20 protein-coding genes are annotated in these 24,461 nt (G+C 50.1%); 1 reads left to right on the forward strand and 19 read right to left on the reverse strand.

Annotation, left to right across the window (positions count from 1 at the left end):
- Positions 1-106 precede the first annotated feature (106 nt).
- The gene (locus BFC17_RS19305; protein WP_070178153.1) at positions 107-2,029 is read left to right on the forward strand and encodes a methyl-accepting chemotaxis protein; all 1,923 of its coding nucleotides are present in this window, start codon (positions 107-109) and stop codon (positions 2,027-2,029) included.
- On the opposite strand, the gene mutT is transcribed toward BFC17_RS19305, so the two are convergent.
- From mutT to mraZ, 19 genes are all read right to left on the reverse strand, one after another.
- Positions 2,010-2,420, reverse strand: a complete 411-nt coding sequence (mutT, locus tag BFC17_RS19310; protein ID WP_139142147.1) for an 8-oxo-dGTP diphosphatase MutT — start codon at positions 2,418-2,420, stop codon at positions 2,010-2,012. The genes BFC17_RS19305 and mutT overlap by 20 nt on opposite strands.
- An 89-nt stretch (positions 2,421-2,509) precedes the next feature.
- Positions 2,510-5,218: a preprotein translocase subunit SecA gene (gene secA, locus BFC17_RS19315; protein WP_070178154.1), complete on the reverse strand. Its 2,709-nt coding sequence runs from the start codon at positions 5,216-5,218 to the stop codon at positions 2,510-2,512.
- A 107-nt stretch (positions 5,219-5,325) separates the two neighbouring features.
- Positions 5,326-6,216, reverse strand: a complete 891-nt coding sequence (locus tag BFC17_RS19320; RefSeq protein WP_070178155.1) for a M23 family metallopeptidase — start codon at positions 6,214-6,216, stop codon at positions 5,326-5,328.
- Positions 6,217-6,355: 139 nt separating this feature from the next.
- Entirely contained in the window at positions 6,356-7,267 is a 912-nt protein-coding gene (gene lpxC, locus BFC17_RS19325) for a UDP-3-O-acyl-N-acetylglucosamine deacetylase (RefSeq protein WP_070178353.1), read from the reverse strand.
- A gap of 132 nt (positions 7,268-7,399) precedes the next feature.
- Positions 7,400-8,557: a cell division protein FtsZ gene (ftsZ, locus tag BFC17_RS19330; protein ID WP_070178156.1), complete on the reverse strand. Its 1,158-nt coding sequence runs from the start codon at positions 8,555-8,557 to the stop codon at positions 7,400-7,402.
- A gap of 98 nt (positions 8,558-8,655) precedes the next feature.
- Positions 8,656-9,885 carry a cell division protein FtsA gene (gene ftsA / locus BFC17_RS19335; protein WP_070178157.1) on the reverse strand — a complete coding sequence of 410 codons (1,230 nt, stop codon included), beginning with the start codon at positions 9,883-9,885 and terminating at the stop codon, positions 8,656-8,658.
- A gap of 17 nt (positions 9,886-9,902) precedes the next feature.
- Entirely contained in the window at positions 9,903-10,634 is a 732-nt protein-coding gene (locus BFC17_RS19340; RefSeq protein WP_070178158.1) for a cell division protein FtsQ/DivIB, read from the reverse strand.
- A gap of 7 nt (positions 10,635-10,641) precedes the next feature.
- Positions 10,642-11,586 carry a D-alanine--D-alanine ligase gene (locus BFC17_RS19345; RefSeq protein ID WP_070178159.1) on the reverse strand — a complete coding sequence of 315 codons (945 nt, stop codon included), beginning with the start codon at positions 11,584-11,586 and terminating at the stop codon, positions 10,642-10,644.
- A complete protein-coding gene (murC, locus tag BFC17_RS19350; RefSeq protein ID WP_070178160.1) occupies positions 11,586-13,031 on the reverse strand; it encodes a UDP-N-acetylmuramate--L-alanine ligase in 1,446 nt (481 codons plus the stop codon). Before murC ends, BFC17_RS19345 begins: the two co-directional genes overlap by 1 nt.
- Positions 13,032-13,037: 6 nt before the next feature.
- Positions 13,038-14,102, reverse strand: coding sequence for an undecaprenyldiphospho-muramoylpentapeptide beta-N-acetylglucosaminyltransferase (gene murG, locus BFC17_RS19355; RefSeq protein WP_070178161.1), 1,065 nt, complete (start codon positions 14,100-14,102; stop codon positions 13,038-13,040).
- Positions 14,095-15,369, reverse strand: a complete 1,275-nt coding sequence (gene ftsW, locus BFC17_RS19360; protein ID WP_070178162.1) for a cell division protein FtsW — start codon at positions 15,367-15,369, stop codon at positions 14,095-14,097. The genes murG and ftsW overlap by 8 nt, the downstream gene beginning before the upstream one ends.
- The gene (gene murD, locus BFC17_RS19365) at positions 15,366-16,694 is read right to left on the reverse strand and encodes a UDP-N-acetylmuramoyl-L-alanine--D-glutamate ligase (protein ID WP_229680995.1); all 1,329 of its coding nucleotides are present in this window, start codon (positions 16,692-16,694) and stop codon (positions 15,366-15,368) included. Before murD ends, ftsW begins: the two co-directional genes overlap by 4 nt.
- Positions 16,695-17,777: a phospho-N-acetylmuramoyl-pentapeptide-transferase gene (gene mraY / locus BFC17_RS19370; protein WP_070178163.1), complete on the reverse strand. Its 1,083-nt coding sequence runs from the start codon at positions 17,775-17,777 to the stop codon at positions 16,695-16,697.
- Positions 17,771-19,177 (reverse strand): UDP-N-acetylmuramoyl-tripeptide--D-alanyl-D-alanine ligase, encoded by a 1,407-nt coding sequence (locus tag BFC17_RS19375; protein ID WP_070178164.1) that lies wholly within the window; start codon positions 19,175-19,177, stop codon positions 17,771-17,773. Before BFC17_RS19375 ends, mraY begins: the two co-directional genes overlap by 7 nt.
- On the reverse strand, positions 19,174-20,703 hold the full coding sequence (locus BFC17_RS19380; protein WP_070178165.1) for a UDP-N-acetylmuramoyl-L-alanyl-D-glutamate--2,6-diaminopimelate ligase: 1,530 nt from the start codon (positions 20,701-20,703) through the stop codon (positions 19,174-19,176). Before BFC17_RS19380 ends, BFC17_RS19375 begins: the two co-directional genes overlap by 4 nt.
- Complete coding sequence (locus BFC17_RS19385) at positions 20,693-22,471, reverse strand: penicillin-binding transpeptidase domain-containing protein (RefSeq protein WP_070178166.1); 1,779 nt, start codon at positions 22,469-22,471, stop codon at positions 20,693-20,695. Before BFC17_RS19385 ends, BFC17_RS19380 begins: the two co-directional genes overlap by 11 nt.
- Entirely contained in the window at positions 22,468-22,788 is a 321-nt protein-coding gene (ftsL, locus tag BFC17_RS19390; RefSeq protein ID WP_070178167.1) for a cell division protein FtsL, read from the reverse strand. The genes BFC17_RS19385 and ftsL overlap by 4 nt, the downstream gene beginning before the upstream one ends.
- Positions 22,785-23,720 (reverse strand): 16S rRNA (cytosine(1402)-N(4))-methyltransferase RsmH, encoded by a 936-nt coding sequence (gene rsmH / locus BFC17_RS19395; protein WP_070178168.1) that lies wholly within the window; start codon positions 23,718-23,720, stop codon positions 22,785-22,787. Before rsmH ends, ftsL begins: the two co-directional genes overlap by 4 nt.
- A complete protein-coding gene (gene mraZ / locus BFC17_RS19400; RefSeq protein ID WP_070178169.1) occupies positions 23,717-24,175 on the reverse strand; it encodes a division/cell wall cluster transcriptional repressor MraZ in 459 nt (152 codons plus the stop codon). The genes rsmH and mraZ overlap by 4 nt, the downstream gene beginning before the upstream one ends.
- Positions 24,176-24,461 lie beyond the last annotated feature (286 nt).

A 24,461-nucleotide genomic window follows, 5' to 3' on the forward strand; every position in this document is an offset into this window, starting at 1 on the left:
ATAATTAGCTGATTTTAAAATCTCCACTACTATAGTATTAAACAAAATAGTCGTTTAAGTTGCTGTACAGGGACGCCAGCCAAAATACTTATTTGCCGGAGTCAGTATGTCCATTCAGCGTAAATTTCTAATCGCTATTACGGTGGTGATAGCCGCTTTCTCGGTGGTGATTGCCATTATTACCTCGATTTCTGCCTCTTCTGAGGCGGAAGATAAAATCAATGAACAAAAGCAACAGCTGTCAGCCAGATTAACCAACATCCTCACCGTTACCGATTCATTGATGCACGAACGTGTGGTAAGCAGTATGAAACTGCTAAAAGAACGGGGTAACAAACTGGGAGTTCCTTCTCAGGGCGGCAGTGTCATGGTAAAACAAACTTCCGCGACACAGCTGTATATTGGCGATGAGCCCCAGGCTAATAATTTTACCCTGGTGGATAACCTCACCGCGGTGATGGGCGGCACAGCAACCCTGTTCAGCAAAACCGGTGACGATTTTATTCGTGTCAGTACCAATGTCATCAAAGATGGCCAGCGGGCTATTGGCACCAAACTGGCTCCTCAGGGCAAGGCCATGGCACAAATTAAACAACGCAAGGCCTACTATGGTGCCGTAGATATTCTGGGCAGTCCTTATTTAACCGCTTATGAGCCAATGTTTAATGCCGCCGGTGACGTTATCGGCATCTGGTATGTTGGCTATTCGGCGGATCTCAAGGTACTGGAAGAAGCCATCACCAGAAGTAAACTACTGGAAAACGGTTTTGTCGCCCTCAGGGACAGCAAAGGCAATCTGCGCATGCACTCGACCCATGTGGACGACGCTACTGTTAATAACGCGCTGAGTCGCGCCAATGACAGCTGGGATGTATCAGTGATCCCATTCGAAGCTTGGGGTTATGAATTAATTCTGGCCGCCTCCACTGACGAAAAATCCGCGCTTGCCGGCAGTGCTGTGTTTTCCGTTCTGGTTAAAATTGTCATTGCCAGTGTGGCAATTCTGGCTACTCTGTTTTTCCTGATTAGCCATATGGTTGGTAAACCACTGGATGAATTTATCAAAGTGGTTAACGATCTCGCCTCCGGTGAAGGCGACCTGACTTTCCGCTTTAATGCCAGTACCAGTGACGAATTCGGCCAGATGGCCAAGGGTTTTAATAAGTTACTATCGCAGCTACAAACTACGCTGCGCACGGTTAACCAGGCCACAGATACCATGCTGGCACAGTCCAGAGGACTTAACGATACCGCGGTACAGTCTAGTTCTACAGTGGCTGCGCTGACCAACGAAACTCAGGCTATCGGCGAAGCTCTGGCAACGCTGCAAGAAAATGCCATAGCGGTCTCATCTAACATTAATCAATCTAATGACGCCGCCGGCGCGGCAGATACTGACACCCGCAACAGTGTTAGTGTGTTGTCCGCTACTATCAGGGACATTGAAGCTCAGGCGCAGAACATTGACGCATCGGTACAGGTTATAAACGAGCTGGCCGCTGCCAGTGAACAAATCAGTGGGGTGATGGATGTTATCCGCAATATTGCCGAGCAAACCAACTTACTGGCCCTGAATGCTGCAATTGAGGCCGCCCGCGCTGGTGAACAAGGCCGAGGCTTCGCGGTGGTGGCCGATGAAGTCCGCTCGCTGGCTAGCAGAACCCAAACATCCACAGAAGAGATCCGTGCAATGATTGAACGCCTGCAGCAAGGTAGCCGGGAAGCGGCTGAGAAAATGCAGCAAAACAAAGACAACGCGTTTTCTACCGTGCAGGTGACGCAAAACGCTGGCGATTCATTAGAAAAATCCCTGCATGCGGTTGCGACCATAACCGAACTGAATCAGGAAGCCGCCACCATGGCCGCTCATCAGGCCAGTATTACTGAAAATGTCGCTACAAGGCTAAGCAGCATCCAGGATGTTGGCAGCCAAAACAGTGATTACGCCCGCCAGGTGGCGCAGAATTGCGCCCAGCTGGTTGATGAGATCAGCAACATGCAGCAGCAACTTAAGCGTTATCGTTTTTAATCCGTTCATCCAGTAACAGCGCATCAATGATATCCCGGTTAGCGGCCGGGAAATCATCGTAGTGAAGTGCATCCAGTGCCAGCCACTTACCCGGCTGGCCTTCTGCTCCGGTAGGCTCTCCGGTAAAACCAGTCACGGTAAACACATGCAAGCGCACGCATTTATCACCGTAATCATGTTCAATTAAAATCAGCGGCTCACAAAACGTGGTGGTTATAGCGACCTCTTCCTGTAACTCGCGAACCAGCGCCGCCTCGGGCGCTTCGTCAGCTTCAACTTTACCGCCAGGAAATTCCCATTTGCCCCCCTGATGTTTATCTTCAGGTCTTAAGCACACATAAGTTTGTGTATCACGTAAAATCACACCTACGGCTACGTCTATATATCTCATGGCTGACACCTTTACTTTGCTCATTAAAAAGGCCGGTTGTACGCTCACCACGTACAACCAGCCTTTTCAGGTTAATTCAGTTCAACGGCTTATTTTAATTTACCGTGGCACTGCTTGTATTTTTTACCCGAGCCACAAGGACAAGGGTCATTACGGCCTACTTTAGGGCCTTCACGCATGCCCGCCTGCTGACCACTCATTTCGTCCGAGGGCTCACCGTCCGGCCCGGCATGTTGGAAGCTTTTAGGTACTTCATCGGCCTGACGACGCTGTTCTTCCACCTTCTCAACGTCCGATTCAGCACGTACCTGAACGCGGCTCAGAATGGTAATCACTTCCAGTTTCAGACCTTCTAGCATATTCGAGAACAGTTCAAAGGCTTCGCGCTTGTATTCCTGTTTCGGGTTCTTTTGCGCATAACCACGCAGGTGAATGCCCTGACGCAGGTGGTCCATGGCGGCCAGATGCTCTTTCCAGTTGCTGTCCAGATTTTGCAGCATTACGGCTTTCTCAAACTGACGCAGTACCGGCGCCCCCACCATTTCTTCTTTCGCCTTATAAGCCGTATTCAGTTCATCCAGAATCTTCTCGCGAAGCTTCTCTTCATACAGCTTGTCATCGGCATCCAGCCACTGCTGAATCGGTGCATCCAGGGCAAAGTCGGCTTTCAGGCGCTGTTCAAGTCCGGCAACATCCCACATTTCTTCCAGTGACTGTGGCGGAATATATTCATCTACCACTTCAGCAATCACATCTTCGCGGATAGCCTGCACGGTATCACTGATATCAGCTTCGTCTAATAGTTCGTTACGCTGCTCGTAGATCACCTTACGCTGATCGTTAGCAACATCATCATATTCAAGCAGTTGCTTACGAATATCAAAGTTACGCCCTTCCACTTTACGCTGTGCATTTTCGATAGCGCGGGTTACCCATGGGTGCTCGATAGCCTCGCCTTTTTCCATACCCAGTCGTTTCATCATGCTGGCCATCTTTTCAGAAGCGAAGATACGCATTAATGCATCATCCAGCGACAGGTAGAATCGAGACGAACCCGGATCGCCCTGACGACCGGCACGACCACGCAGCTGGTTATCAATCCGGCGTGATTCGTGACGTTCGGTACCAATGATATGCAAACCGCCGGCTGCCAGCACGGTATCGTGGTCGGCTTTCCACTGATCCTTAATTTTCTGAATTTGCGCTTCGGTGGGATTTTCCAGCTTGTCTACTTCAGCCTGCCAGTTACCGCCGAGCACGATATCGGTACCACGGCCGGCCATATTGGTGGCAATGGTTACGGCACCGGGACGACCCGCCTGGGCAACAATGTCGGCTTCCTGGGCGTGGAATTTAGCGTTAAGTACTTTATGCGGAATTTTTTCTTTCTTCAGAATGCGCGATAACAACTCTGAATTTTCAATCGAAACCGTACCCACCAGGGTCGGCTGACCACGTTTTACGCAACGGCGAATGTCTTCCACAATGGCATCGTATTTTTCCTGGGCAGTCAGATAGATTAAATCGGCTTTATCATCACGAACCATGGCACGATTAGTAGGAATAACCACCGTTTCAAGGCTGTAAATATGATTAAATTCGAAGGCTTCGGTATCTGCCGTACCTGTCATACCAGACAGCTTCTCGTACAGACGGAAGTAGTTTTGGAATGTAATGGAAGCCAGCGTCTGGTTTTCGTTCTGAATTTTCACACCTTCTTTGGCTTCAACCGCCTGGTGCAGGCCTTCTGACCAGCGGCGGCCTTCCATCGTACGCCCGGTATGTTCATCAACAATAACAATGTTGTCATCCTTAACGATATAATCCACGTCTTTGGTAAATAGCTTATGGGCGCGTAGTGCCGCGTTCACGTGGTGCAGTAATGAGATATTACCAGCATCGAACAGCGATTCTTCTTCCTTGAGCAGACCTTCACGTTTCATGATTTCTTCAACGTGAATCTGACCGTGTTCCGTCAGGTGGATTTGCTTGGCTTTTTCATCAATGGTGAAGTCACCATCGCCATGCTGACCTTCTTCGTCTTCTTTATCCTGTCTGGTCAGTTCAGGAATGATCTGATTAATGCGTAAGTACAGTTCTGAACTGTCTTCGGCGGCACCAGAGATAATTAATGGTGTACGGGCCTCATCGATTAGGATGGAGTCCACTTCATCGATAACAGCGTAATAGAGTTCGCGCTGTACACGATCCTGGGGGCTAAACGCCATATTGTCACGCAGGTAATCGAAACCAAACTCGTTGTTAGTACCATAAGTAATATCGGCCTGGTAGGCTTCGCGCTTTTGGTCCGGTGCCATGCCCGGCACATTACAGCCAACGGTTAAGCCAAGGTATTCAAACAACGCCCGGCTCCAGTTAGCATCCCGCTTGGCCAGATAATCGTTAACCGTAATAACGTGCACACCACGCCCGGTTAGTGCATTCAGATACGTTGGCAGGGTTGAGGTCAGGGTTTTACCTTCACCGGTACGCATCTCAGCAATCTTGCCAGAATGTAATACCTGACCACCCAGCATCTGTACATCAAAATGACGCATACCATACACGCGCTTACTTGCTTCGCGTACTACTGCGAACGCCTCAATAAGTATGTCGTCCAGACTCGCACCGTCTTTCAGACGTTGCTGGAATTCGGCTGTTTTTTGTTTCAGCGCAGCATCATCAAGAGCTTCGTATTCTGCTTCCAGCGCATTAATGGCATTGACGTGCTTTTGTAGTTTTTTTAATAGTCGATCGTTACGACTGCCAAATACTTTCCTGAGAATGCTTGCAAACATTGTGTTGGTATTTCCACTTCTGTGATTTATCTAAAAACAAAAAAACCTGATCGGCAGATTAATCTGTCGCGTTACAATAATTAGATTGGTAGGTAGAGAAGCTTACGTTACTTTTTATAAACGTAAGGAAGTGGATCGACTTTTTGACCAGCCTTAATGACTTCATAGTGTACATGGGCGCCCGTCGAACGACCGGTACTCCCCATTAATGCAATCACCTGGCCCTTCGTGACCAGATCACCTTTATTCACTAATAGTGTCTGATTATGGCCGTAGCGTGTTACCAGCCCATCGCCGTGCTCAATTTCCACGAGATGACCGTAACCATAGCGATCGCCTGACCAAGTCACAATGCCTGCCGCGGTAGCGACGACATCGTCACCCACTTCACCGGCAAAGTCTAATCCGTTGTGCATGGCCGGTTGTCCGCTAAACGGATCCGTACGCATGCCATAGTAGGATGATAACCATCCTTTCTCTATCGGGCGACCCGACAAACTAATCTGTTCATCAATATGGTGCCCGGTAACCAATCTTTCAAGGGCGGCCAGTTGTTGCTGTTTATGCTTTAACTGGCTGCTTAATTCTTCTATCGGCGATAATATCCGCTGTTCTTCGTCTTCCAGCTGGCTTGTAATCGTTGCTGATGCCAGGCCAAAGTCTTTTAATGATGGCTCGTCCACGCCCATGGCTTTAGCCAGCACCTGGGTTTTGGCGTCAATCTTATCCAGCGTCCCCTGCATTGCCATAAGCTGCTCGGTAAGGGCCTTCACCTGTTCACTGGTGGCCACTGTCAGGTCATCTACCTGTTGCTGTTCTGTTTCCAGAATATTCTGAGCAATTTTAACGCGGGCAAGATTTTCAAAGGAAGAGTCGGTAGAGCGGCTTGAAACTAACACAAATAAAGATGACAAAACGGTAAGACTAACGATCGAGCGTACGCTTACGCTGCGCCTGATGCGTTTGTTCTTGCCTATCAATGTCACGGTTAATTTCATTAGTTGTTCTTTTCCACTGTTGTGGTGCTGTGCGACTACAAACGCAGGGTTTAACTTAAATTTTTACCATTCTAGCGACATTTTGCCCTATTAAACAACAAAAAAGCCGCCACAAGGGCGGCTTTTTCAGCAAAATGTGCTAAACCAGCGCAGGCTGAGCATAGCGAATAGGCGCATCTTCCTGTGACTCGTAAGTCACATATTCCCAGCAATCCTGCTGAGCCAGTACAGCATTTAACAGTTTATTGTTAAGACCGTGGCCGGTTTTGTATGCAGCTAGTTCGCCAATAATGCTATGACCACCTAAATAAAGGTCACCAATTGCATCAAGTATCTTGTGTTTCAGGAACTCATCGTCATAACGCAGACCTTCAGGATTCAGCACCCGATAGTCATCCAGCGCAACGGCATTTTCCATACTACCGCCCAACGCCAGGTTGTTAGCGTTCATGTATTCCAGATCACGCATAAAACCAAAAGTACGGGCACGGCTGACTTCGTTCACGTATGAACAAGAGTCGAAGTCCATAACCATATGTTGACGGGTCTGACTGATAACCGGGTGGTCAAAATCAATTTGAAAATCTACCCGGAAACCATCGTATGGGCGCAGTTCTGCCCATTTGTCACCGTCTTCTACCCGCACGGTTCTGGTCATACGAATAAAACGTTTTGGCGCGTTTAATTCTTCGATACCGGCCGACTGCAACAAAAACACAAACGGACTGGCACTGCCATCCATAATGGGAAGTTCGTTGCTGTTCACCTCAACGATAATATTATCGATACCGAGGCCTGCCAATGCTGAAGCTAAGTGTTCAACAGTGTGAATGCTCACGCCGTCATCATTATTCAGACAGGTACACAACATGGTATTCCCCACCGCATTTGCGCGGGAGTGAATATCGACATGCGGTTCAAGGTCAATACGCCGAAACACGATTCCCGTGTTTGCAGGCGCAGGCCGGAGAGTCATCGTGACCTTGTCCCCTTTGTGCAAACCTATGCCAGTTTCCTGGACAGCATGTTTAATTGTACGTTGTCTAATCATGGCTATAAAAAACACCTAACCTAAAGCGGCCGAACATTATAGTTAGCCTTTACTTACTTGTCAAAGATATCGGTTATTTTATGAACAACCTTAACCTTTTGGACAAGCCCCCTGTAAATATTTGTTTACCCTTTAGTCGGCTTGCTTACGCAAAAAGGCCGGGATATCCAGGTATTCCAGGTCGTTGCCCGGCTGCGCATTTTCGTCAGCTTTTAATGCATGACTACCTTCTGTGCCGCCTACTGCGCGTGACTCACCGCTTGAGTGGAACTCACGGGCTGAAGCACTTAAACGCGAGCCTTCCGAACTAACCAGAGAAATATCCGGCTTACGCTCAGCACCAATGCCAGTGGCTACAACTGTAACGCGTAGTTCGTCGGTCATTTCCATGTCGATAACGGTACCTACTACTACAGTAGCGTTTTCTGAAGCAAAGGCCTTAACGGCATTACCTACGGTCTCAAATTCGTCGATAGCGAAGTCCGGACCAGCAGTGATATTAACCAGAATACCACGAGCACCAGACAAGTCGATATCTTCCAGCAACGGACAGGCAATTGCGGCTTCAGAAGCCTCTTCTGCGCGATCCGGACCTGAAGCTGAACCACTACCCATCATGGCTGTGCCCATTTCTGACATCACGGTTTTCACGTCGGCGAAATCCACGTTAATTAAACCCGGACGGGTGATCAGCTCTGCAATCCCCTGCACCGCGCCACGTAACACGTTGTTGGCTTCGCTGAACGCTTGCAGCAGAGGCGTACCCGGCCCCATCACCTTGAGCAATTTTTCATTGGGAATAGTGATCAGTGAGTCAACGTTTTTCGCCAGTTCGTCGGTGCCCTGATTAGCAAAATCAGTACGTTTTTTACCTTCGAACGGGAAAGGTTTAGTCACTACCGCAACGGTAAGAATACCCATCTCACGGGCAATTTTAGCTACCTCTGGCGCCGCACCGGTACCAGTACCACCGCCCATACCCGCGGTAATAAAGACCATATCAGCACCTTCCAGTGCCTGTCTGATGGTCTCACGGTCTTCCTGTGCAGCTTCGCGCCCCTTGTTAGGATCCGCGCCAGCGCCAAGACCTTTGGTTACATTAGAACCAATTTGTAACGTGACATCTGCAGATGAACTACGTAACACCTGTGCATCGGTGTTAACTGCAATAAATTCTACGCCTTCAATGCTTTGTGACACCATGTGTTCAACAGCATTGCCACCGCCGCCACCGACACCGATGACTTTGATTACGGCTTCTTCGCCGTGGCTATCCATTAACTCAAACATACTTACTCTCCGGTTTTGTACGTCTTTCTAACACTTGAGCTTAACTGCATTCTGAGCATTCCATGACTCATACAGATAAACCTAAGCGCCCCCTAAAATTAAAATTCACCCTTAAACCAGCTTTGCACGCGCTTAAACAAGCTATCTGAAGCGCGTTGCTTACTCGTTTTTTTATTATCTGCTTGCATTTTTCCATAGTGGAGCAGGCCCACGGCAGTCGCAAAACTTGCGTCATCGGTATATTCCGATAACCCCACCATGTTAAGCGGGCTGCCTACCCTTACAGGCATCTGGAAAATTTCTTCAGCGATTTCGACAGCACCTTCCATTTTTGCCGTACCACCGGTTAATACCAGTCCGGCTGCAATTTGCTCTTCAAAACCACTTTTTTTAATTTCTTTGTGTATCAGTTCAAATAATTCCTGATACCGAGGTTCTATGACCTCTGCCAGAGTATGGCGGGACATAACGCGGGCAGGACGACCGCCAACGCTGGGCACCTCAATACTCTCTTCCATGCTAACCATGTCTTTTAGCGCGCAGGCATAGTTAACTTTTATTTCTTCAGCGTTACTGATAGGTGTTCTGAAGATTTTTGCAATATCACTGGTAATCTGATTACCGGCCAACGGAATTACTGCCGTATAGCGAATCGCCCCATCAGTATAGATGACAATATCAATGGTGCCTGCACCAATATCAACAACACAGACACCTAATTCACGCTCGTCATCGGTAAGCACAGCATAACTGGACGCCAGCGCTGAAAAAATCAGCTGGTCAGCGTGCAATTCGCAGCGCTCAATGCATTTCACCAGGTTTTTTGCCATGTCGTCAGCACAAGTAATAATGTGCGCTTCGGCTTCCATTCTTACCCCGGACATGCCAATCGGGTTTTTAATGCCCTCTTGCACATCGATAGTAAATTCCTGTGGCAACACATGCAGTAAGCGTCTTTCCGCAGCAATGGGAACCGAACGTGCGGCGTGAACCACGTTATCTACGTCTTCCTGGGTCACTTCCTGATTGTTAATCGGTACCATACCGCTTTCATTCTGGCATTTCACATGACGGCCAGAAATCGACATAAACACAGAAGAGACCTGACAATCCGCCATCAGTTCCATTTCGTTTACCGCGCTTTGTACCGATTTAACCACCAGGTTCAAATCGTTTACACCGCCTTTATCCATGCCCCGGGCAGGATGGGTACCGACACCTACGATACTGATTTGATCATCGTCGAGTAATTCTCCGAGGACGGCTTTCACCCGGCTGGTGCCGATATCCAGTCCTACAATCAAATTACGTTCGGTCGGTTTAGACATATGTCGCTTATCTCTTGTTAACTTTTACTCTGACTATTGTCAGCATCATTCTGCCAGCCTACAGCCAGCCCTGTGTCATAACGTAAATCCACATAACTGACAGCTTTAGGTTGCTCTGTCAGCAAGGGATAGATATCTACAAATCGTTGTAACCGGTCAATAAATTCCTGTCGTCCCAGGTTTATCTCTATGCCATTGACCAGCTGTACCTGCCATGCAAAGCGCTCAGATAACGACAGTTCCTTAATTTGCAACTGACGGCTATGCAACAACTTTTGCATGGCGTTAAAACCTTCCAGGGCGGTTTTTTCGCTGCCACCAGGGCCAAATAATCTTGGTAGCCCCAGTTGCTTTCCTTCAGCGTTAAAACTCTCACCGTAAGGGTTTAACATTAAATCTTCGTTCCATCTGGCCACTGGCGTTTGCTCCACCAGGTAAACCTTTAACCGGTTTGGCCATTGTTTGCGCACCGAGGCCCGATATACCCAGGCCTGATCTTCCAGCAACTGGTGAATATCATTCACATCCAGAGCGAAAAAACTGCCCGGTTGCGACTGCCGGATTAAACGCTCCAGTCTCAGTACATCCAGTTGTTCAAACTGGCCCGAAAAATCTATTACCTGTACCGGCGCCTGCTGCTCATCCTGCATCCAGTTGTAGGTATGCACGCCACCGATGATCAACATCACAACTAACACGACCAAAAAGGCAATACCGCCCCATGGGGCCTGTCGCTGCTGCGCTGACATTCTCGTGTCACTCCATACTGGTTGCCAGAATAGCTAATACCAACTCGGTAAAACTGACCCCGGCAGCGGCGGCCGCTTTAGGTACCAGACTCTTTTCAGTCATGCCGGGTACGGTATTCGCTTCAAGCAGAAAAAATTCACCAGTTTGTTTGTCCTGCATCACATCAACACGCCCCCAGCCTGTTGCTGAAAGCGCCTCAAAGGCTAATGCACAAAGCGATGCCAGGTGCTGCTCATCTTCATCAGATAAGCCACTCGGACAAAAATATTCGGTCGTATTATCCTGATACTTTGCCGAATAATCGTAAAATATATGTGGGGTAGACATGCGGATCGAAGGTAATGCCTGCCCTTGCACAACGGCAACGGTAAATTCAGGACCTTCAATATACTGCTCAAGTAAGACTGTGTTATCGTATTTAAAAGCATCTTCTATGGCAGTCGCGAGTTGTTTAGCGCTTGTCACTTTGGCCATCCCGATGCTCGAACCTTCCCGAGCCGGTTTAACCATGACTTTTCCCCCTAATTTATTCATTATAGCGCCGCATGATCCAGCTTCAAAGCGACTTTTCATAGCAATTTCATATTTCGCCGTAGGAATATTTAAACATTGCCAGATTTGTTTGCTATGCACTTTATCCATAGCCAGCGCTGAGCCTAAAACACCACTACCGGTGTAGGGGATCTTCAGCTGTTGCAAGGCCCCTTGCATGCTGCCATCTTCACCGCCCCGACCGTGCAGCATAATCAGCACGCGATCAACCTTTTCATCAATTAATTCAGTTATTTGACGTTCAGCCGTATCAAAACCAAAGGCATCGACGCCAGCCTGAATCAGCGCGTTTAGTACCGCAGCACCAGACCGCAGTGACACTTCACGTTCGGCGGAATCACCACCAAACAACACCGCTACACGACCGTAAGCGGCTGGCGAACAGGTTGTTAAGGCCATTATTGCCCCTCCCGATGCATGTCTTCAGGTTCTAATTGCATAGCCGCCAGCTTTCTGGCTAACTGCCCTACGTTACCAGCGCCCTGGGTCATCACGATATCTCCCGGTTTAAGCTGGTTGGCCAGAATAGCCGGTAATTCATCATGTTCGCTGACGTAAACTGGCTCAAGCTGGCCTCTGGCACGAATAGAGCGGGCCAACGAACGGCTGTCAGCACCGTCAATCGGTTGCTCACTGGCCGCATAAACGTCCAGCAATAGCAGACAATCCACCTGCGACAGAACTTCGACAAAATCCTCATACAGATCCCGGGTACGGGTGTAACGATGGGGCTGATAAATCATCACGATCCGTTGGCCGGGCCAATTGTTGCGCGCCGCTTCAATGGTCGCCGCTACTTCAGTGGGATGATGGCCATAATCATCTACCAGGGTCACATCACCAATACTGGTGGTAAACTGGCCAAGCACTTCAAAGCGGCGGCCAATACCACCAAACCCTGCCAGTGCGCGCTGGATAGACTCATCATCAATACCTTCTTCGCTGGCAACGGTAATAGCTGCCAGGGCATTGAGAACATTGTGTTTGCCGGTCTGATTTAAGCTGATGGCAAGGGGCGTTCTTTCCGGACGATGCACCGTAAAGTGTGCCGAACCAAAACTAAAATGGATATCTGACGCGTAGACATCGTTATCGTCATTAAGACCATAGGTAATTACGCTGCGACCGATATCCGGTAAAAGCTGCCGAATCACCTTATCGTCGCCGCATACCACAGCCTGTCCGTAAAAAGGCAGGTTATGCAGAAATTCAATATAGGTGTCGGTCATTTTACTAAAATCACCACCGTAGGTTTCCATGTGGTCCGCTTCAATATTGGTCACCACACTCATCATCGGCTGCAGATGCAAAAACGACGCGTCGCTCTCATCGGCTTCGGCAATCAGATAGCGACTGCTACCCAGTCTGGCGTTCGTGCCAGCGCTGTTGAGTAGCCCGCCAATAACAAAAGTTGGATCGCGTTCTGCTTCGGCAAAAATCGTCGCAATTAAACTGGTGGTAGTCGTCTTACCATGGGTACCCGCAACAGCAATACCATGCCGGAATCGCATTAACTCAGCCAGCATTTCGGCGCGGCGAATAATCGGAATGCGCTGCTCTCTGGCGTACTGAATTTCCGGGTTCGCTTCGTTAATGGCACTGGACACTACCACAACATTGGCATCCACCACGTTTTCGGCGCGGTGACCAATGGCAATATCAGCCCCAAGCGCAGTAAGGCGCTCAGTCATTGCACCAGCCTGAATGTCAGAACCGGCAATATCATAGCCTTCGTTTAACAGCACTTCGGCGATACCGCCCATGCCAGCACCGCCAATGCCCACAAAAAATATGCGCGTTATTTTTCGCATTTGTGGACTTTGAAAAGGCGTTTCTAAAACCATTTACCGCTATCTCTCTTTGGTTAAAGCTTCACAGGCGTCGGCCACCTGCTCTGCTGCATTGTAAGGTGCAAACTGTTTTGCATTGGCCGCCATCCTGACACAGTCAGCAGGATTTTCCAGCCAGTCCCGCAGTATTACCGGTAATTCGTCACCAAGTGCTGCTTGTGCCACCACTTTGGCGGCATTCTGATCAGCCAGGGAGCGCGCATTTAAAGTCTGATGATCGTCCACTGCATGGGGTAAGGGCACAAATATCGCTGGTTTTCCCGCTGCTGCGATTTCAGCCACCGTCAGAGCACCAGCCCGACAAACAACAAAATCGGCCCAGTCATAGGCGGCGGCCATATCATTAATAAATTCCGTAACCGTAGCCGTACTCTTTCCGTAGGCTTCCCGGACACTTTGTTCGTTGCCTTTGCCGCATTGGTGACGGATAACCAGTCCCGGAAAAGCCTGGCATATTTGCGGCAATTGTTCATTTAACGGTCGCGCTCCGAGGCTGCCGCCAATCACCAGCATACGCATAGGCGTGGCCGTTTCGGTATGCGGCGTGATAGCCAGAATATCGTGGCGCACCGGGTTGCCGACCACCTGACATTTATCTTTGCCATTGCCGAAATAGGACTGCGCCGAGGCAAATCCCAGCATGACTTTTTCTGCAATGCGCGCCAGCAATTTATTGGTCATCCCGGGCACGGCATTTTGCTCGTGAATAATGACCGGAATGCCCAGGGTTTTGGCGGCAATCCCGCCCGGGCCGCTGGCATAGCCGCCCATACCTATAACTACATCCGGCTTAAGTTCCTGCAGCAGCTTTCTGGCATTCAGCAAAGATTTAACCAGTGCCAACACGCCACTCAAACGCGCCACAATCCCCTTGCCGCGTAATCCTTTCACCGGAATAAAGTGAATGGGGAAACCATGCGCCGGTACCACCTGCGCTTCCATTCTTTCGGCGGTGCCCAACCAGTCTATATGCCAGCCGCGGCGCGTTAGTTCATTTGCCACGGCAATGCCCGGAAACACATGCCCGCCGGTACCGCCAGCCATAATCAGACAACGCTTATTCATCTTCTGGTTCTCCGGCTTCGTCCGCATTCGCTGGCTCTGCTGGCTTGGTAATCGCTTTGTTCTTTGGCTTGCCTTCGCGCTTACGCCCTTTGTCCAGCGCCTGTACGCCAGCCACCCGCATTTCAAAGTCGATACGCAACAGCACCGATACCGTCACCGCCATGACAATTAAACTGGAGCCACCGTAACTGACCAAAGGCAGGGTTAATCCCTTGGTGGGTAAGATGCCCGCGCTGGCACCAATATTGACTGCCGTTTGAAAGCTAAACCAAATCCCAATGGCATAGGCTAAGAAACCGTCGAAAGGCCGTTCGTTGGCTAACGCCTTATTGCCTATCTGTAACGCCCGGATAACCAGCCACAGCATCAATAGCAGTACGACCATTACCCCGCTAAACCCGAGTTCTTCGGCCAGAATAGCCATTACAAAGTCGGTGTGTGCTTCGGGTAAAAATTCCAGTTTTTGCAAGCTGTTACCCAGTCCCTGACCAAACCAGTTACCACGACCATACGCCATTAAGGACTGGGTCAGCTGATAGCCGCTGCCAAAAGGATCAGCCCAGGGATCCCAGAAAGACGTTACCCGCGCCAAGCGGTATTCAGAATCAACAATCAGCAGAACTACGGCCAATACGCCAGCAAATAACAGGGCAAAAAACTGCCACAGTCTGGCCCCGGCCAAAAACAGCAGACCCATGGTTGTAGCCAGCATTACAACCACAGTTCCAAGGTCAGGCTGAGCAAGCAGAAGTACCGCCAGAATAAAAAAGACAAACAGGGGTTTAATGAACCCTTTGAGGTTTTCGGTGACTTCGTCGTAGCGGCGCACCATGTAGCCGGCCAGATAACAAAAGAAGAACAGCTTGGCCGGCTCAGCAGCCTGCACGGTTATTGGCCCCAGCACCAGCCAGCGGGTAGACCCGTTTACATTCCGGCCTATCAGCAATACAGCAATGAGTAAGCCGATGGCGGCGAGCAGCATGTAAGGATTAGCTACGCGCCAGAACTGCATCGGCAGCTGCACGGTAATCATAGCGGCGATAATAGCGCCAATCAGATAAATACCGTGGCGAATAGAGAAGTAAAAAGGATTGTCATGGAGACGTTCCGCCACTGGCATGGATGCCGAGGTGACGATAATCAAACCGATAGCCATTAACGCAAAACACACCAGTACAATGCCGCCGTCAAAAGCCGGCGCATTGCCGGCGGGTTTATCGTGGCGGGCAGCAAACAGCCCGGCGAGATGAGTCGTTACGGCATTCATGCAGTTAACTCCATCACAGCCTGATAAAACACTTCAGCACGATGCTGATAACTGGAAAACATATCCAGGCTCGCGCAGGCCGGCGACAACAATACGGTATCGCCTTCAGCAGCCATGGCAAAAGCTTGCTGAACGGCTTCAGACAGGCTGTTAACGTAGCTCCCTTGCGCCGCTATCTCACTTAATACTTTGCCATCACGACCAATGGCAATAACAGTATCAACGTATTTATCCAGCAGCGGTGCCAGTTCGGTTAAATCCGCGCCCTTAGCATCGCCACCGGCTATCAGAATGAGCTTACCAGGCAGACTCCCGGCCAGGCCAGCCAGTGCCGCCTGGGTAGCGCCAATGTTAGTCGCTTTAGAATCATCAATAAAACTCACACCAGCAACCTGAGCAACTTTTGTGCAGCGGTGCGGCGCAGGTTTAAAAGACTTCACCGCTTCTGCAGCGGCCTGTATGTCATTACTCAGCACGCTGACCAACGCCAGTGCGGTTTGAATGTTTAGTACATTGTGCAAGCCCACCAGAGCAGTATCCGTCATTGCCAGCAACGGCTCACCGTTAAAGGTAATTAGCTGTGGCTCTTGCTGCCAGCCAAACCCCGTTGCTGATGCCGTACCGCCCACGGTAAGCAGATGTTCGACTGCTTTGGCAGGTTTGGTATTGGCATCATCGCGGTTGATCACTGCAACCTGACAATGATTAAAGATCCGTTGTTTTGCCTCACCGTAAGCCGCCAGAGTATGGTGACGGTCGAGGTGATCCGCAGAAATATTCAGAATAGCGCCCGCAGCCAGATTAAGACTGTGGGTGGTATCTAACTGGAAACTGGATAATTCGAGTACCGTTACCGCCGCACTTTCGTTAAGTGAGTCCAGGGCAGGTAAACCAACATTGCCCGCGGCAACGGCATTAATGCCCAGCTGCCTGAGGATATGCGTGGTGAGTAAGGTCACCGTGGTTTTGCCATTAGAACCGGTAACGCCGATCACCGGATGGGATACCTTGCCGGCAAAGAGTTCAATATCCCCGATAACGGCGACACCTGCTTGCCGGGCGTTTTTTACCGCAGGCAAATCGGTTGCAATCCCGGGACTCAGCACTAAATTTGTCACTCCCTGCCAGTAATTTTCTGGCAGCGACCCACAGGTAATTTCGGCATTGACCTCTTGCGCCAGTGCGTCTGAGACCTGAAAGTCCGCGCGGGTATCCCATACTTTGAATGGCAGACCCTGCTGTTGTAAAAAGCGCACACAGGAGAGTCCGGTCTTGCCCAGACCGGCTACTACATACTGTCCCGAACGCTGTGCTGCTGTCATCATTTACCGTAGTTTCAACGTTGCTAAGCCAATTAACACCAGAATCAGAGAGATGATCCAGAAGCGCACGATTACCCGTGGTTCCGGCCAGCCCTTTAATTCGTAGTGGTGGTGAATAGGTGCCATTCGGAAAATCCGCTGCCCCCGTAATTTGTAAGAGCCAACCTGCATAATGACTGACAGGGTTTCCATAACAAATACGCCACCCATAATGATCAGTACGATTTCCTGACGTACCAGTACCGCCAGCACGCCCAGGGTGCCACCCAGCGCCAGGGAACCAACATCCCCCATAAACACCATAGCCGGATAGGTATTAAACCAAAGGAATCCCAGACCAGCACCAACAATGGCAGTACAGACAATAACAAGTTCACTGGTCATCGGAATATGCGGAATGTTCAGGTAGGTAGAAAAGTTCACGTTACCAGTTACATACGCAAAAATAGCAAAGGCGCCAGCCACTAAAATGGTAGGAACAATGGCCAGGCCATCCAGTCCGTCTGTCAGGTTTACTGCGTTACTGGTGCCCACCAGCGCAAAGTAAACAATAGCGATATACAGAATACCCAGCTGTGGCAATACCTCTTTAAAAAACGGTACCACCAGCGCCGTCTCTTCCATGGTCTGTGCCGATGAATACAGATAAAAAGCCACGGTCAGCGCAATCACCGACTGCCAGAAATATTTCCAGCGGGCGATTAATCCTTTCGAGTCCTTACGCACCACTTTACGGTAGTCATCGACAAAGCCAATAATGCCAAATGTCACCACCACAAACAGCGTTACCAGTACATAAGTGTTGGTGAGATCAGCCCATAACAACACGCTAATAACTATAGCGGCAAGAATTAGCAGGCCGCCCATGGTCGGCGTACCAGATTTAGAGAGGTGAGATTCCGGACCATCAGTACGCACGGTCTGACCTATCTGCATACGCTGTAACCAACGGATCATTTTCGGGCCAATAATAATGGCTATCAGCAACGCCGTGAGGGTACTTAAAATTGCTCTCAGTGTAAGATAAGAGAAAACGTTAAAGCCGCTTTCAAATTGTGTCAGCCAGTCGGCGAGCCATATTAACATGCTATTTTCTCCCGCCGACGACTAAGCTTTCCCAGCGGCGAAGTCTCCAATGCCGCTATAACGTTTTCCATTCTGGCACTACGGGATCCCTTCACCAAAAGCGTAAGATCCCGCTGTTCCAGCCCTAAATCCTGTTCCAGAGCGGTAATCAGTGCCGCTTGCTCGCTGAAGTGAAACCCGTTTTCACCAAAGGCGGTCGAGGCACTTTGACTCAACACGCCCACCGTATATAAACAATCAATAAATTTCTCTTTTGCGTATTCGCCTACCTGTTCATGGTAGTAGCGGGCTTTTTCTCCCAGCTCCCCCATATCGCCCAGTACCAGCACCCGGCGACCGGCAAAACTGGCCAGCGTGTCTATCGCTGCCTTAACCGAGCCCACATTAGCGTTATAGGTATCATCCAGAATTCGCACCTGATCTGTTAACGCAATAACCTTTAAGCGACCGCCTACGGCCTGCATGTCCTGTAACCCGTATTTAACGTCTTCTGAAGTGGCACCCACAGCCATAGTAAGCGCCGCAGCTACCAGCGCATTACCCACATTGTGCATGCCAGGAATTGACAGACGAATGTCTGTACTGCCGTGTAAAGAATGTAAAACGAATTCCGCACAACCATTCAAATCAATAATAATATCAGTAGCATAAAAGTCCGACTGGCTGTTCTGGCTGTCCGGCGCGAAAGTCTGCACAGGCTGATGTTTCAGTTTGCCCAACCAGAATTCAGCAAACTGACTGTCCTGATTGACTATAGCCAGTCCCTTGTCGCCGAGGCCTTTGAATATTTCACTTTTCGCACGAGCTACGCCCAGTAAACTGCCGAAACCTTCAAGATGCGCGGCTGCCGCGTTAACAATAGTGGCCACATCCGGTTTCACCAGATTGGTGGTGTAGGCGATTTCACCCAGATGATTAGCGCCCATTTCCACCACGGCATATTCATGTTCCGGCGTCAGACGTAACAAAGTGAGTGGCACGCCAATCTCGTTGTTAAAGTTACCCGCGGTCGCCAGTACGTTGCCGCGGCGCGAGAGAATAGCGGCGCACATTTCTTTTACCGTGGTTTTGCCACTGCTGCCGGTAATACCGATAGTTTTAGGATTAAATTCGCGTTTTACTGCCGCGCCAAGTTGCCCTAGGGCAAGCTTGGTATCCTCGACATAAATCACCGGCAGCGCAGTTTCCACTGGCTGGCTGGCGATAACTGCCGCTGCGCCGGCTTTTTCGGCGGCTTCAATAAAGCCATGGCCATCAAAATTAGTGCCTTTTAAAGCCAGATACAACGCACCTTCTGTCAGGGTACGTGTATCCGTGCTGATAGCAGAAATAGTGCAGTCCTCGCCCGTCAGGCGACCCTCGATTTGCTCTGCAATCCACATCAAAGACGTTGTAATCATTTGCTGCACTCCTGCTGCAAACGGGCAATCACTTCCCGTTCGTTATAATTTATTTTTTTATTACCGATGATTTGGTAGCTCTCATGGCCTTTGCCAGCCGCCAGAATTAAATCATCAGGACCGGCCTGTTCCAGACAATAGCGTATTGCCTGTTCACGATCCGGTATGTCCCGGGCCAGTTCTGGTTTTGCCAATCCGGCTCTGATGTCGGCGGCAATAGCTTCGGGGCTTTCAGAACGACTGTTGTCAGTTGTGATGATCAGTACATCAGCATCCTGCTCGGCAGCCTTTGCCATCAGCGGCCGCTTACCCTTATCCCGGTCGCCCCCGCAACCAAACACGCACCAGAGTTTACCCTGGGTATGCAGCCTCAGCGCTTTCAGGGCCTGAGTCAGTGCGTCAGGCGTATGGGCATAATCCACTACAACATTGGCGTGCTGGTTAAATTCAAACACTTCCAGACGGCCTGCTACGGCATGCACCTGTTCAATGGTTTTTACCACGTTGTCAAAGCGCTCGCCCTGAGACAGTAAAGCCGCCGTTGCACTCATTAAATTGGCGATATTAAAGTGCCCTAACAGTTCGGTTTGCACCACGGTAGTTCCCCAGGATGTCGCCAGTCTGAACTGGCATCCATTGGCATGGTATTGCACGTTTGTGGCGAAACAATAGCGACCTTCTGGCAAATTCTGCACAGGTTCTGGCACCACCGCAGTCCAGACCTTCTGCACTGATGGCCGGGCCTTTAACGCCCAGGCCTTACTGGCTTCATCGTTATAGTTAAGTACAACGGAATGCAAGCCGGGTAATTCAAGCAGCCCCAGTTTTGCCTCTGCATAAGCTTCCATGGTGCCGTGGTAATCGAGATGATCCCGGGTCAGATTAGTAAATACCGCAATTTCGGTGTTTACCTGCTTTAAGCGGTTTTGCACCAGCGCATGGGATGATGCCTCATAGGCAACCTGATTAACTTCCTGCTGAACAAATTCGGCCAGCAAATATTGCATTGATATGGCATCAGGGGTGGTATTGCCATTGGCCGGTGGCTTGCTGTTTTGTTCGTCCCGGTAAATACCACTGCCCAGCGTACCAATAGAGGCGGCGCGATGGCCTAACAGGTGCTTCATCTGACTGATCAACTGCACCACGGATGTTTTACCGTTAGTACCGGTTACCGCAATGGTCGCCAGTTTATTGGCCGGATAATCATAAAACGCCGCAGCCAGCGAAGAAAGTAATGCTGACAGCTCCCATACTTTAACGATAACGGTTTGTTCGCGCATCAGAATCTGACCATGCTCGCCAGCTTCATCAGCTTCGGCAAGCACCGCCCGCGCGCCCAGGCTAATCGCCTGAGGAATAAAATCACGACCGTCATTGGCATGACCTTTGACCGCCACAAAAACCAGTTTAGGGGTAACTTCGCGGCTATCCAGGGTCATCCCATGCACGCGGATATCCGGCGCATTAATACCAAACTTAATTAACAGGGCATGCAAACTCTGCACAAAAGCGTTAACCACCATTGACTGACCTCTCAATCACCTGAGTGGCGCTTACCTGACGATCATCCGGTGCAATGTTTAGCAATTGCAGCGCCCCCCCCATGATTTCAGAGAACACCGGTGCAGCCGTATCACCCGCATGGTAAAGATCGCCACCAGGTTCATTGATTAACACCACGGTGACAAGCTGCGGATCATTGAGCGGCGCAATACCGGCAAAAATATTGACGTATTCTTCGCCATAACCGCCGGCTACCGCTTTACGGCTGGTACCGGTTTTACCCGCCACCCGATAGCCAGGGATCCGCGCTTTCACGCCGGAACCATCATCCTGAGTCACGGTTTCCATCATTGCCATGATGGCCTGGGCATTTTTCTCACTGATAACCCGCTCGGCATCGGGCTTAAAGGCCTCGCTGCCAGAATTTTTAACTATGTTGAGTGGCCGTTTAATACCACCGGAGGCGATAGTGGCATACATACGGGCCAGCTGCGCTGTAGTCACAGAAATACCGTAACCAAAAGACAATGTCGCCAGTTCAAATTCAGACCAACGATTGCGCTCATGGAAAATACCGCTGCTTTCACCGGGCATGTTGATCCCGGTATCCGACATCAGCCCCATATTGTAATAAGAGTCGAGTAAAAACTGCCTGGGCACTGACAATGCCAGTTTCGATGTCCCCATATTACTCGAGTGCTGAATGATTTCGGCAAGACTCAGCTTACCGTAGTTACGGTGATCTTTTACCAGACTGCCGCCCAGTCGCATCCAGCCCGGTGAGGTATCCACAATATCACCGGCTTTTACCGCACCAAATTCCAGTGCGCTCAGTACCGCCAGCGGCTTCATGGAGCTGCCTGGCTCAAACGCATCAGTAATCACGCGGTTACGCATACGGTGAGGGGCAATATCATTACGATCATTGGGATTAAACGACGGCGCATTGACCATCGCGAGGACATCACCACTGTGCACATCCACCACAATGGCTGAAGCCGAACTGGCCTGATAATACAGCATGGCTTCTTTGATCTCACGATAGGCCAGAGCCTGAATACGTTGATCGATAGTCAACGCCAGGTTACCCGCCGCCTCACCATCTTTGGTTTCGAGGATCTCCACCTGCCGTCCCTTAGCATCGCGACGAATTTTACGGCTACCCGGTGAACCGGTAAGCCAGTCATCGTACAACCTTTCCAGCCCCTCGATACCTTTGTCATCGACGTTGGTGATACCAATTAACTGCGCTGCCACTTCACCGGTTGGATAATAGCGGCGTGATTCCTTGCGCAGGTACACGCCGGGAATTTCCAGCTTCTCGACATAATCCGCCATGGCGGGTGACACCTGGCGCTGGAGATACACAAACCGGCGTTTGGGGTTACCCACCTTTTCCACCAGCTCATCAACATCCTGACCCAGCACTTCTGACAGCGCCAGCCAACGGCGGGTCTGATTCAGGCCATTTTGCTCGTGAATAATTTTCGGGTCGGCCCAGATAGCTCTCACCGGTACGCTGACTGCCAGCTCCACACCGTTACGGTCGGTAATCAGGCCGCGATAAGTAGGCGTATTGCGGGTGCGCAGCGTACGGCTGTCGCCTTGCTCAATCAGGGCGTCCGGCGCAATAACCTGAATAAACGCAGTACGGAGCGCCAGGATAAGGAATACCAGCACAATAATGCCCAGCACCAAAAAAAAGCGCCACTGCATGGGACCAGGGCGGGTGTTCATCTTCGCTCCGCCGGCCTTGCCTTTATTGGGTTTCAGCGCAATGGTTGTCATTTAATCCGCACCACTACCTCGTCATTCACACCCGGACGGTGCATGTCGAGTTCCTTTTCAACCATGGCTTCGATACGGTTGTGTTCGGTCAGCGCGCGCTGTTCAAGTACCAGATTACGCCACTCCACATCCAGCTGATCTTTCTCGCGCATCAGCTCTTCCAGCGCAATATTTTGCTGCCGGTTATGGTGGGTACTTAAGATCACCGCCAGTGCGCTGGCGATAACCGCTATAAACAACAAAACCCGCAGCTTATGGCGGGTCAATTCGGTAACCAGGATGAGGAGAAAATTGAAGTTGGTCGTCGAGCCAGTCATCGTTTTTCCGCTACCCTGAGCACCGCACTACGGGATCGTACGTTGTGTTTTAATTCTTCATCGCCGGGTTTAATGGCTTTGCCAATTAAGGTCAGCACTTTGTCAGCATCAATCTCGGCCTGAGTAACCGGTAAGCCCGGTGGTAATGCCTTTCCTTTGCTTTGCTCCTTCATAAAGCGCTTAACCAGACGATCTTCCAGCGAGTGAAACGAAATTACAGCCAGACGTCCGCCGGGTTTCAGGATCCCGGTGGCGGCTTTAAGACCAACCCGGAGCTGATCCAGTTCGGCGTTAATATAAATGCGAATGCCCTGAAAAGTGCGGGTAGCCGGATGCTTAAACTTGTCTTTTACCGGGACGGCTTCGTCAATGATATCCACCAGCTGACTGGTGCGGGTCAGTGCCTGGGTCTGACGGAAGTTAACAATGGCATGAGCAATACGTTTACCAAACTTCTCTTCGCCAAATTCCTTGATTACCTGAGTGATATCCTGTTCGTCGGCGCTGGTCAGCCATTCGGCAGCACTCAGGCCGCGAGAGGTATCCATGCGCATATCCAGCGGCCCGTCACGCAGAAAACTAAAACCGCGCTCAGCATCATCTAACTGCGGCGAAGACACACCCAGATCCATCAATACGCCGTCTATCTGGCCTGTCAGGCCCATCCCGGCGATAACTTCAGCCATATCACCGAAGGCAGAGTGAACGATTTGAAAACGGGCGTCATCAGCAAAACGCGCGGCTGCCTCGATTGCCTGAGGGTCGCGGTCGAACGCGATTAACCGCCCATTGTCGCCCAGCTGTTTTAAGATTTCTCCAGAATGACCGCCCCGGCCGAAGGTGGCATCAATGTAGATACCATCCGGCTTAATCGCCAGACCATCCAGGCACTCCTGTAATAGCACGGAGGTATGTGAAAACGACGTGGTCATAGCGAGAAGTCCTGTAAGCGCTCGGTGAGCTCAAAGTTACCAGAACGCTCAACTTCCATATCTTCTTCGATACGTTTAGCCCAGATTTCTGAATCCCAGATTTCGAATTTATTTAATTGCCCGACAAGGAGAATTTCTTTGTCTAATTTGGCATGATTACGTAGAGGTACAGGAATGAGAACGCGACCGCTCTTATCCATTTCACAATCGATGGCATAACCCAGTAACAGACGAATCTTCCGTCTTTCCTGCTCAATATTGCTGGAAAACTTGCTCAGCTTGAGTTCGATTTCTTCCCATTCGGGAAGCGGGTAAAGCAGCAAACAGCTTTGTTGGGTGTCAATCGTGCAGATTAGTTGTCCGGCGCAATCATCCAGAAGGGGCTGCCGATGCTTTGTCGGTATAGCCAGTCTCCCTTTGGAATCCAGATTGATTGCGTTAGCGCCGCGGAACATTCCCCTAGCCTTTTGTGTATTGATCTTATTATTCGTGTTTTTTGAGATCTAATCTGTAAAACGTTGATTATTTGATCCACTATTTGCCACTTTTACCCACTTTTGACAGTTTAGGTATCATTCCTCCCCACTGTCAAGCAAAAACGGCCCGTACAAGACGAGTGACCAAATGGGGCAAATAGCCCGAATTTCGCGGTTTCCGTTGAAGTGGCTGATAAGAAAGAAGGAAAAAGGGGGAAAAGTGGGGAAATTAATCCCCCTTAGAAGTAAAGCTAAGGTTAAGTGG

Origin of the sequence: Marisediminitalea lipolytica (assembly GCF_001758465.1) — a bacterium.
GTDB classification, from domain to species: Bacteria; Pseudomonadota; Gammaproteobacteria; order Enterobacterales; family Alteromonadaceae; genus Alteromonas; species Alteromonas lipolytica.

Excerpts from the sequence above, each read along its gene's own strand:
- ftsL (WP_070178167.1), bottom strand. The coding sequence starts at position 22,788 with ATGACTGGCTCGACGACCAACTTCAATTTTCTCCTCATCCTGGTTACC.
- BFC17_RS19340 (WP_070178158.1), bottom strand. The coding sequence starts at position 10,634 with ATGTCAGCGCAGCAGCGACAGGCCCCATGGGGCGGTATTGCCTTTTTG.
- BFC17_RS19380 (WP_070178165.1), bottom strand. The coding sequence starts at position 20,703 with ATGGTGGTTAACGCTTTTGTGCAGAGTTTGCATGCCCTGTTAATTAAG.
- BFC17_RS19385 (WP_070178166.1), bottom strand. The coding sequence starts at position 22,471 with ATGACAACCATTGCGCTGAAACCCAATAAAGGCAAGGCCGGCGGAGCG.
- murG (WP_070178161.1), bottom strand. The coding sequence starts at position 14,102 with ATGAATAAGCGTTGTCTGATTATGGCTGGCGGTACCGGCGGGCATGTG.
- murC (WP_070178160.1), bottom strand. The coding sequence starts at position 13,031 with ATGGTTTTAGAAACGCCTTTTCAAAGTCCACAAATGCGAAAAATAACG.
- mraZ (WP_070178169.1), bottom strand. The coding sequence starts at position 24,175 with ATGTTCCGCGGCGCTAACGCAATCAATCTGGATTCCAAAGGGAGACTG.
- BFC17_RS19320 (WP_070178155.1), bottom strand. The coding sequence starts at position 6,216 with ATGAAATTAACCGTGACATTGATAGGCAAGAACAAACGCATCAGGCGC.
- BFC17_RS19305 (WP_070178153.1), top strand. The coding sequence starts at position 107 with ATGTCCATTCAGCGTAAATTTCTAATCGCTATTACGGTGGTGATAGCC.
- lpxC (WP_070178353.1), bottom strand. The coding sequence starts at position 7,267 with ATGATTAGACAACGTACAATTAAACATGCTGTCCAGGAAACTGGCATA.
- rsmH (WP_070178168.1), bottom strand. The coding sequence starts at position 23,720 with ATGACCACGTCGTTTTCACATACCTCCGTGCTATTACAGGAGTGCCTG.
- ftsA (WP_070178157.1), bottom strand. The coding sequence starts at position 9,885 with ATGTCTAAACCGACCGAACGTAATTTGATTGTAGGACTGGATATCGGC.
- ftsW (WP_070178162.1), bottom strand. The coding sequence starts at position 15,369 with ATGAATGCCGTAACGACTCATCTCGCCGGGCTGTTTGCTGCCCGCCAC.
- ftsZ (WP_070178156.1), bottom strand. The coding sequence starts at position 8,557 with ATGTTTGAGTTAATGGATAGCCACGGCGAAGAAGCCGTAATCAAAGTC.
- BFC17_RS19345 (WP_070178159.1), bottom strand. The coding sequence starts at position 11,586 with ATGGCCTTAACAACCTGTTCGCCAGCCGCTTACGGTCGTGTAGCGGTG.
- mraY (WP_070178163.1), bottom strand. The coding sequence starts at position 17,777 with ATGTTAATATGGCTCGCCGACTGGCTGACACAATTTGAAAGCGGCTTT.
- murD (WP_229680995.1), bottom strand. The coding sequence starts at position 16,694 with ATGATGACAGCAGCACAGCGTTCGGGACAGTATGTAGTAGCCGGTCTG.
- secA (WP_070178154.1), bottom strand. The coding sequence starts at position 5,218 with ATGTTTGCAAGCATTCTCAGGAAAGTATTTGGCAGTCGTAACGATCGA.
- mutT (WP_139142147.1), bottom strand. The coding sequence starts at position 2,420 with ATGAGATATATAGACGTAGCCGTAGGTGTGATTTTACGTGATACACAA.
- BFC17_RS19375 (WP_070178164.1), bottom strand. The coding sequence starts at position 19,177 with ATGATTACAACGTCTTTGATGTGGATTGCAGAGCAAATCGAGGGTCGC.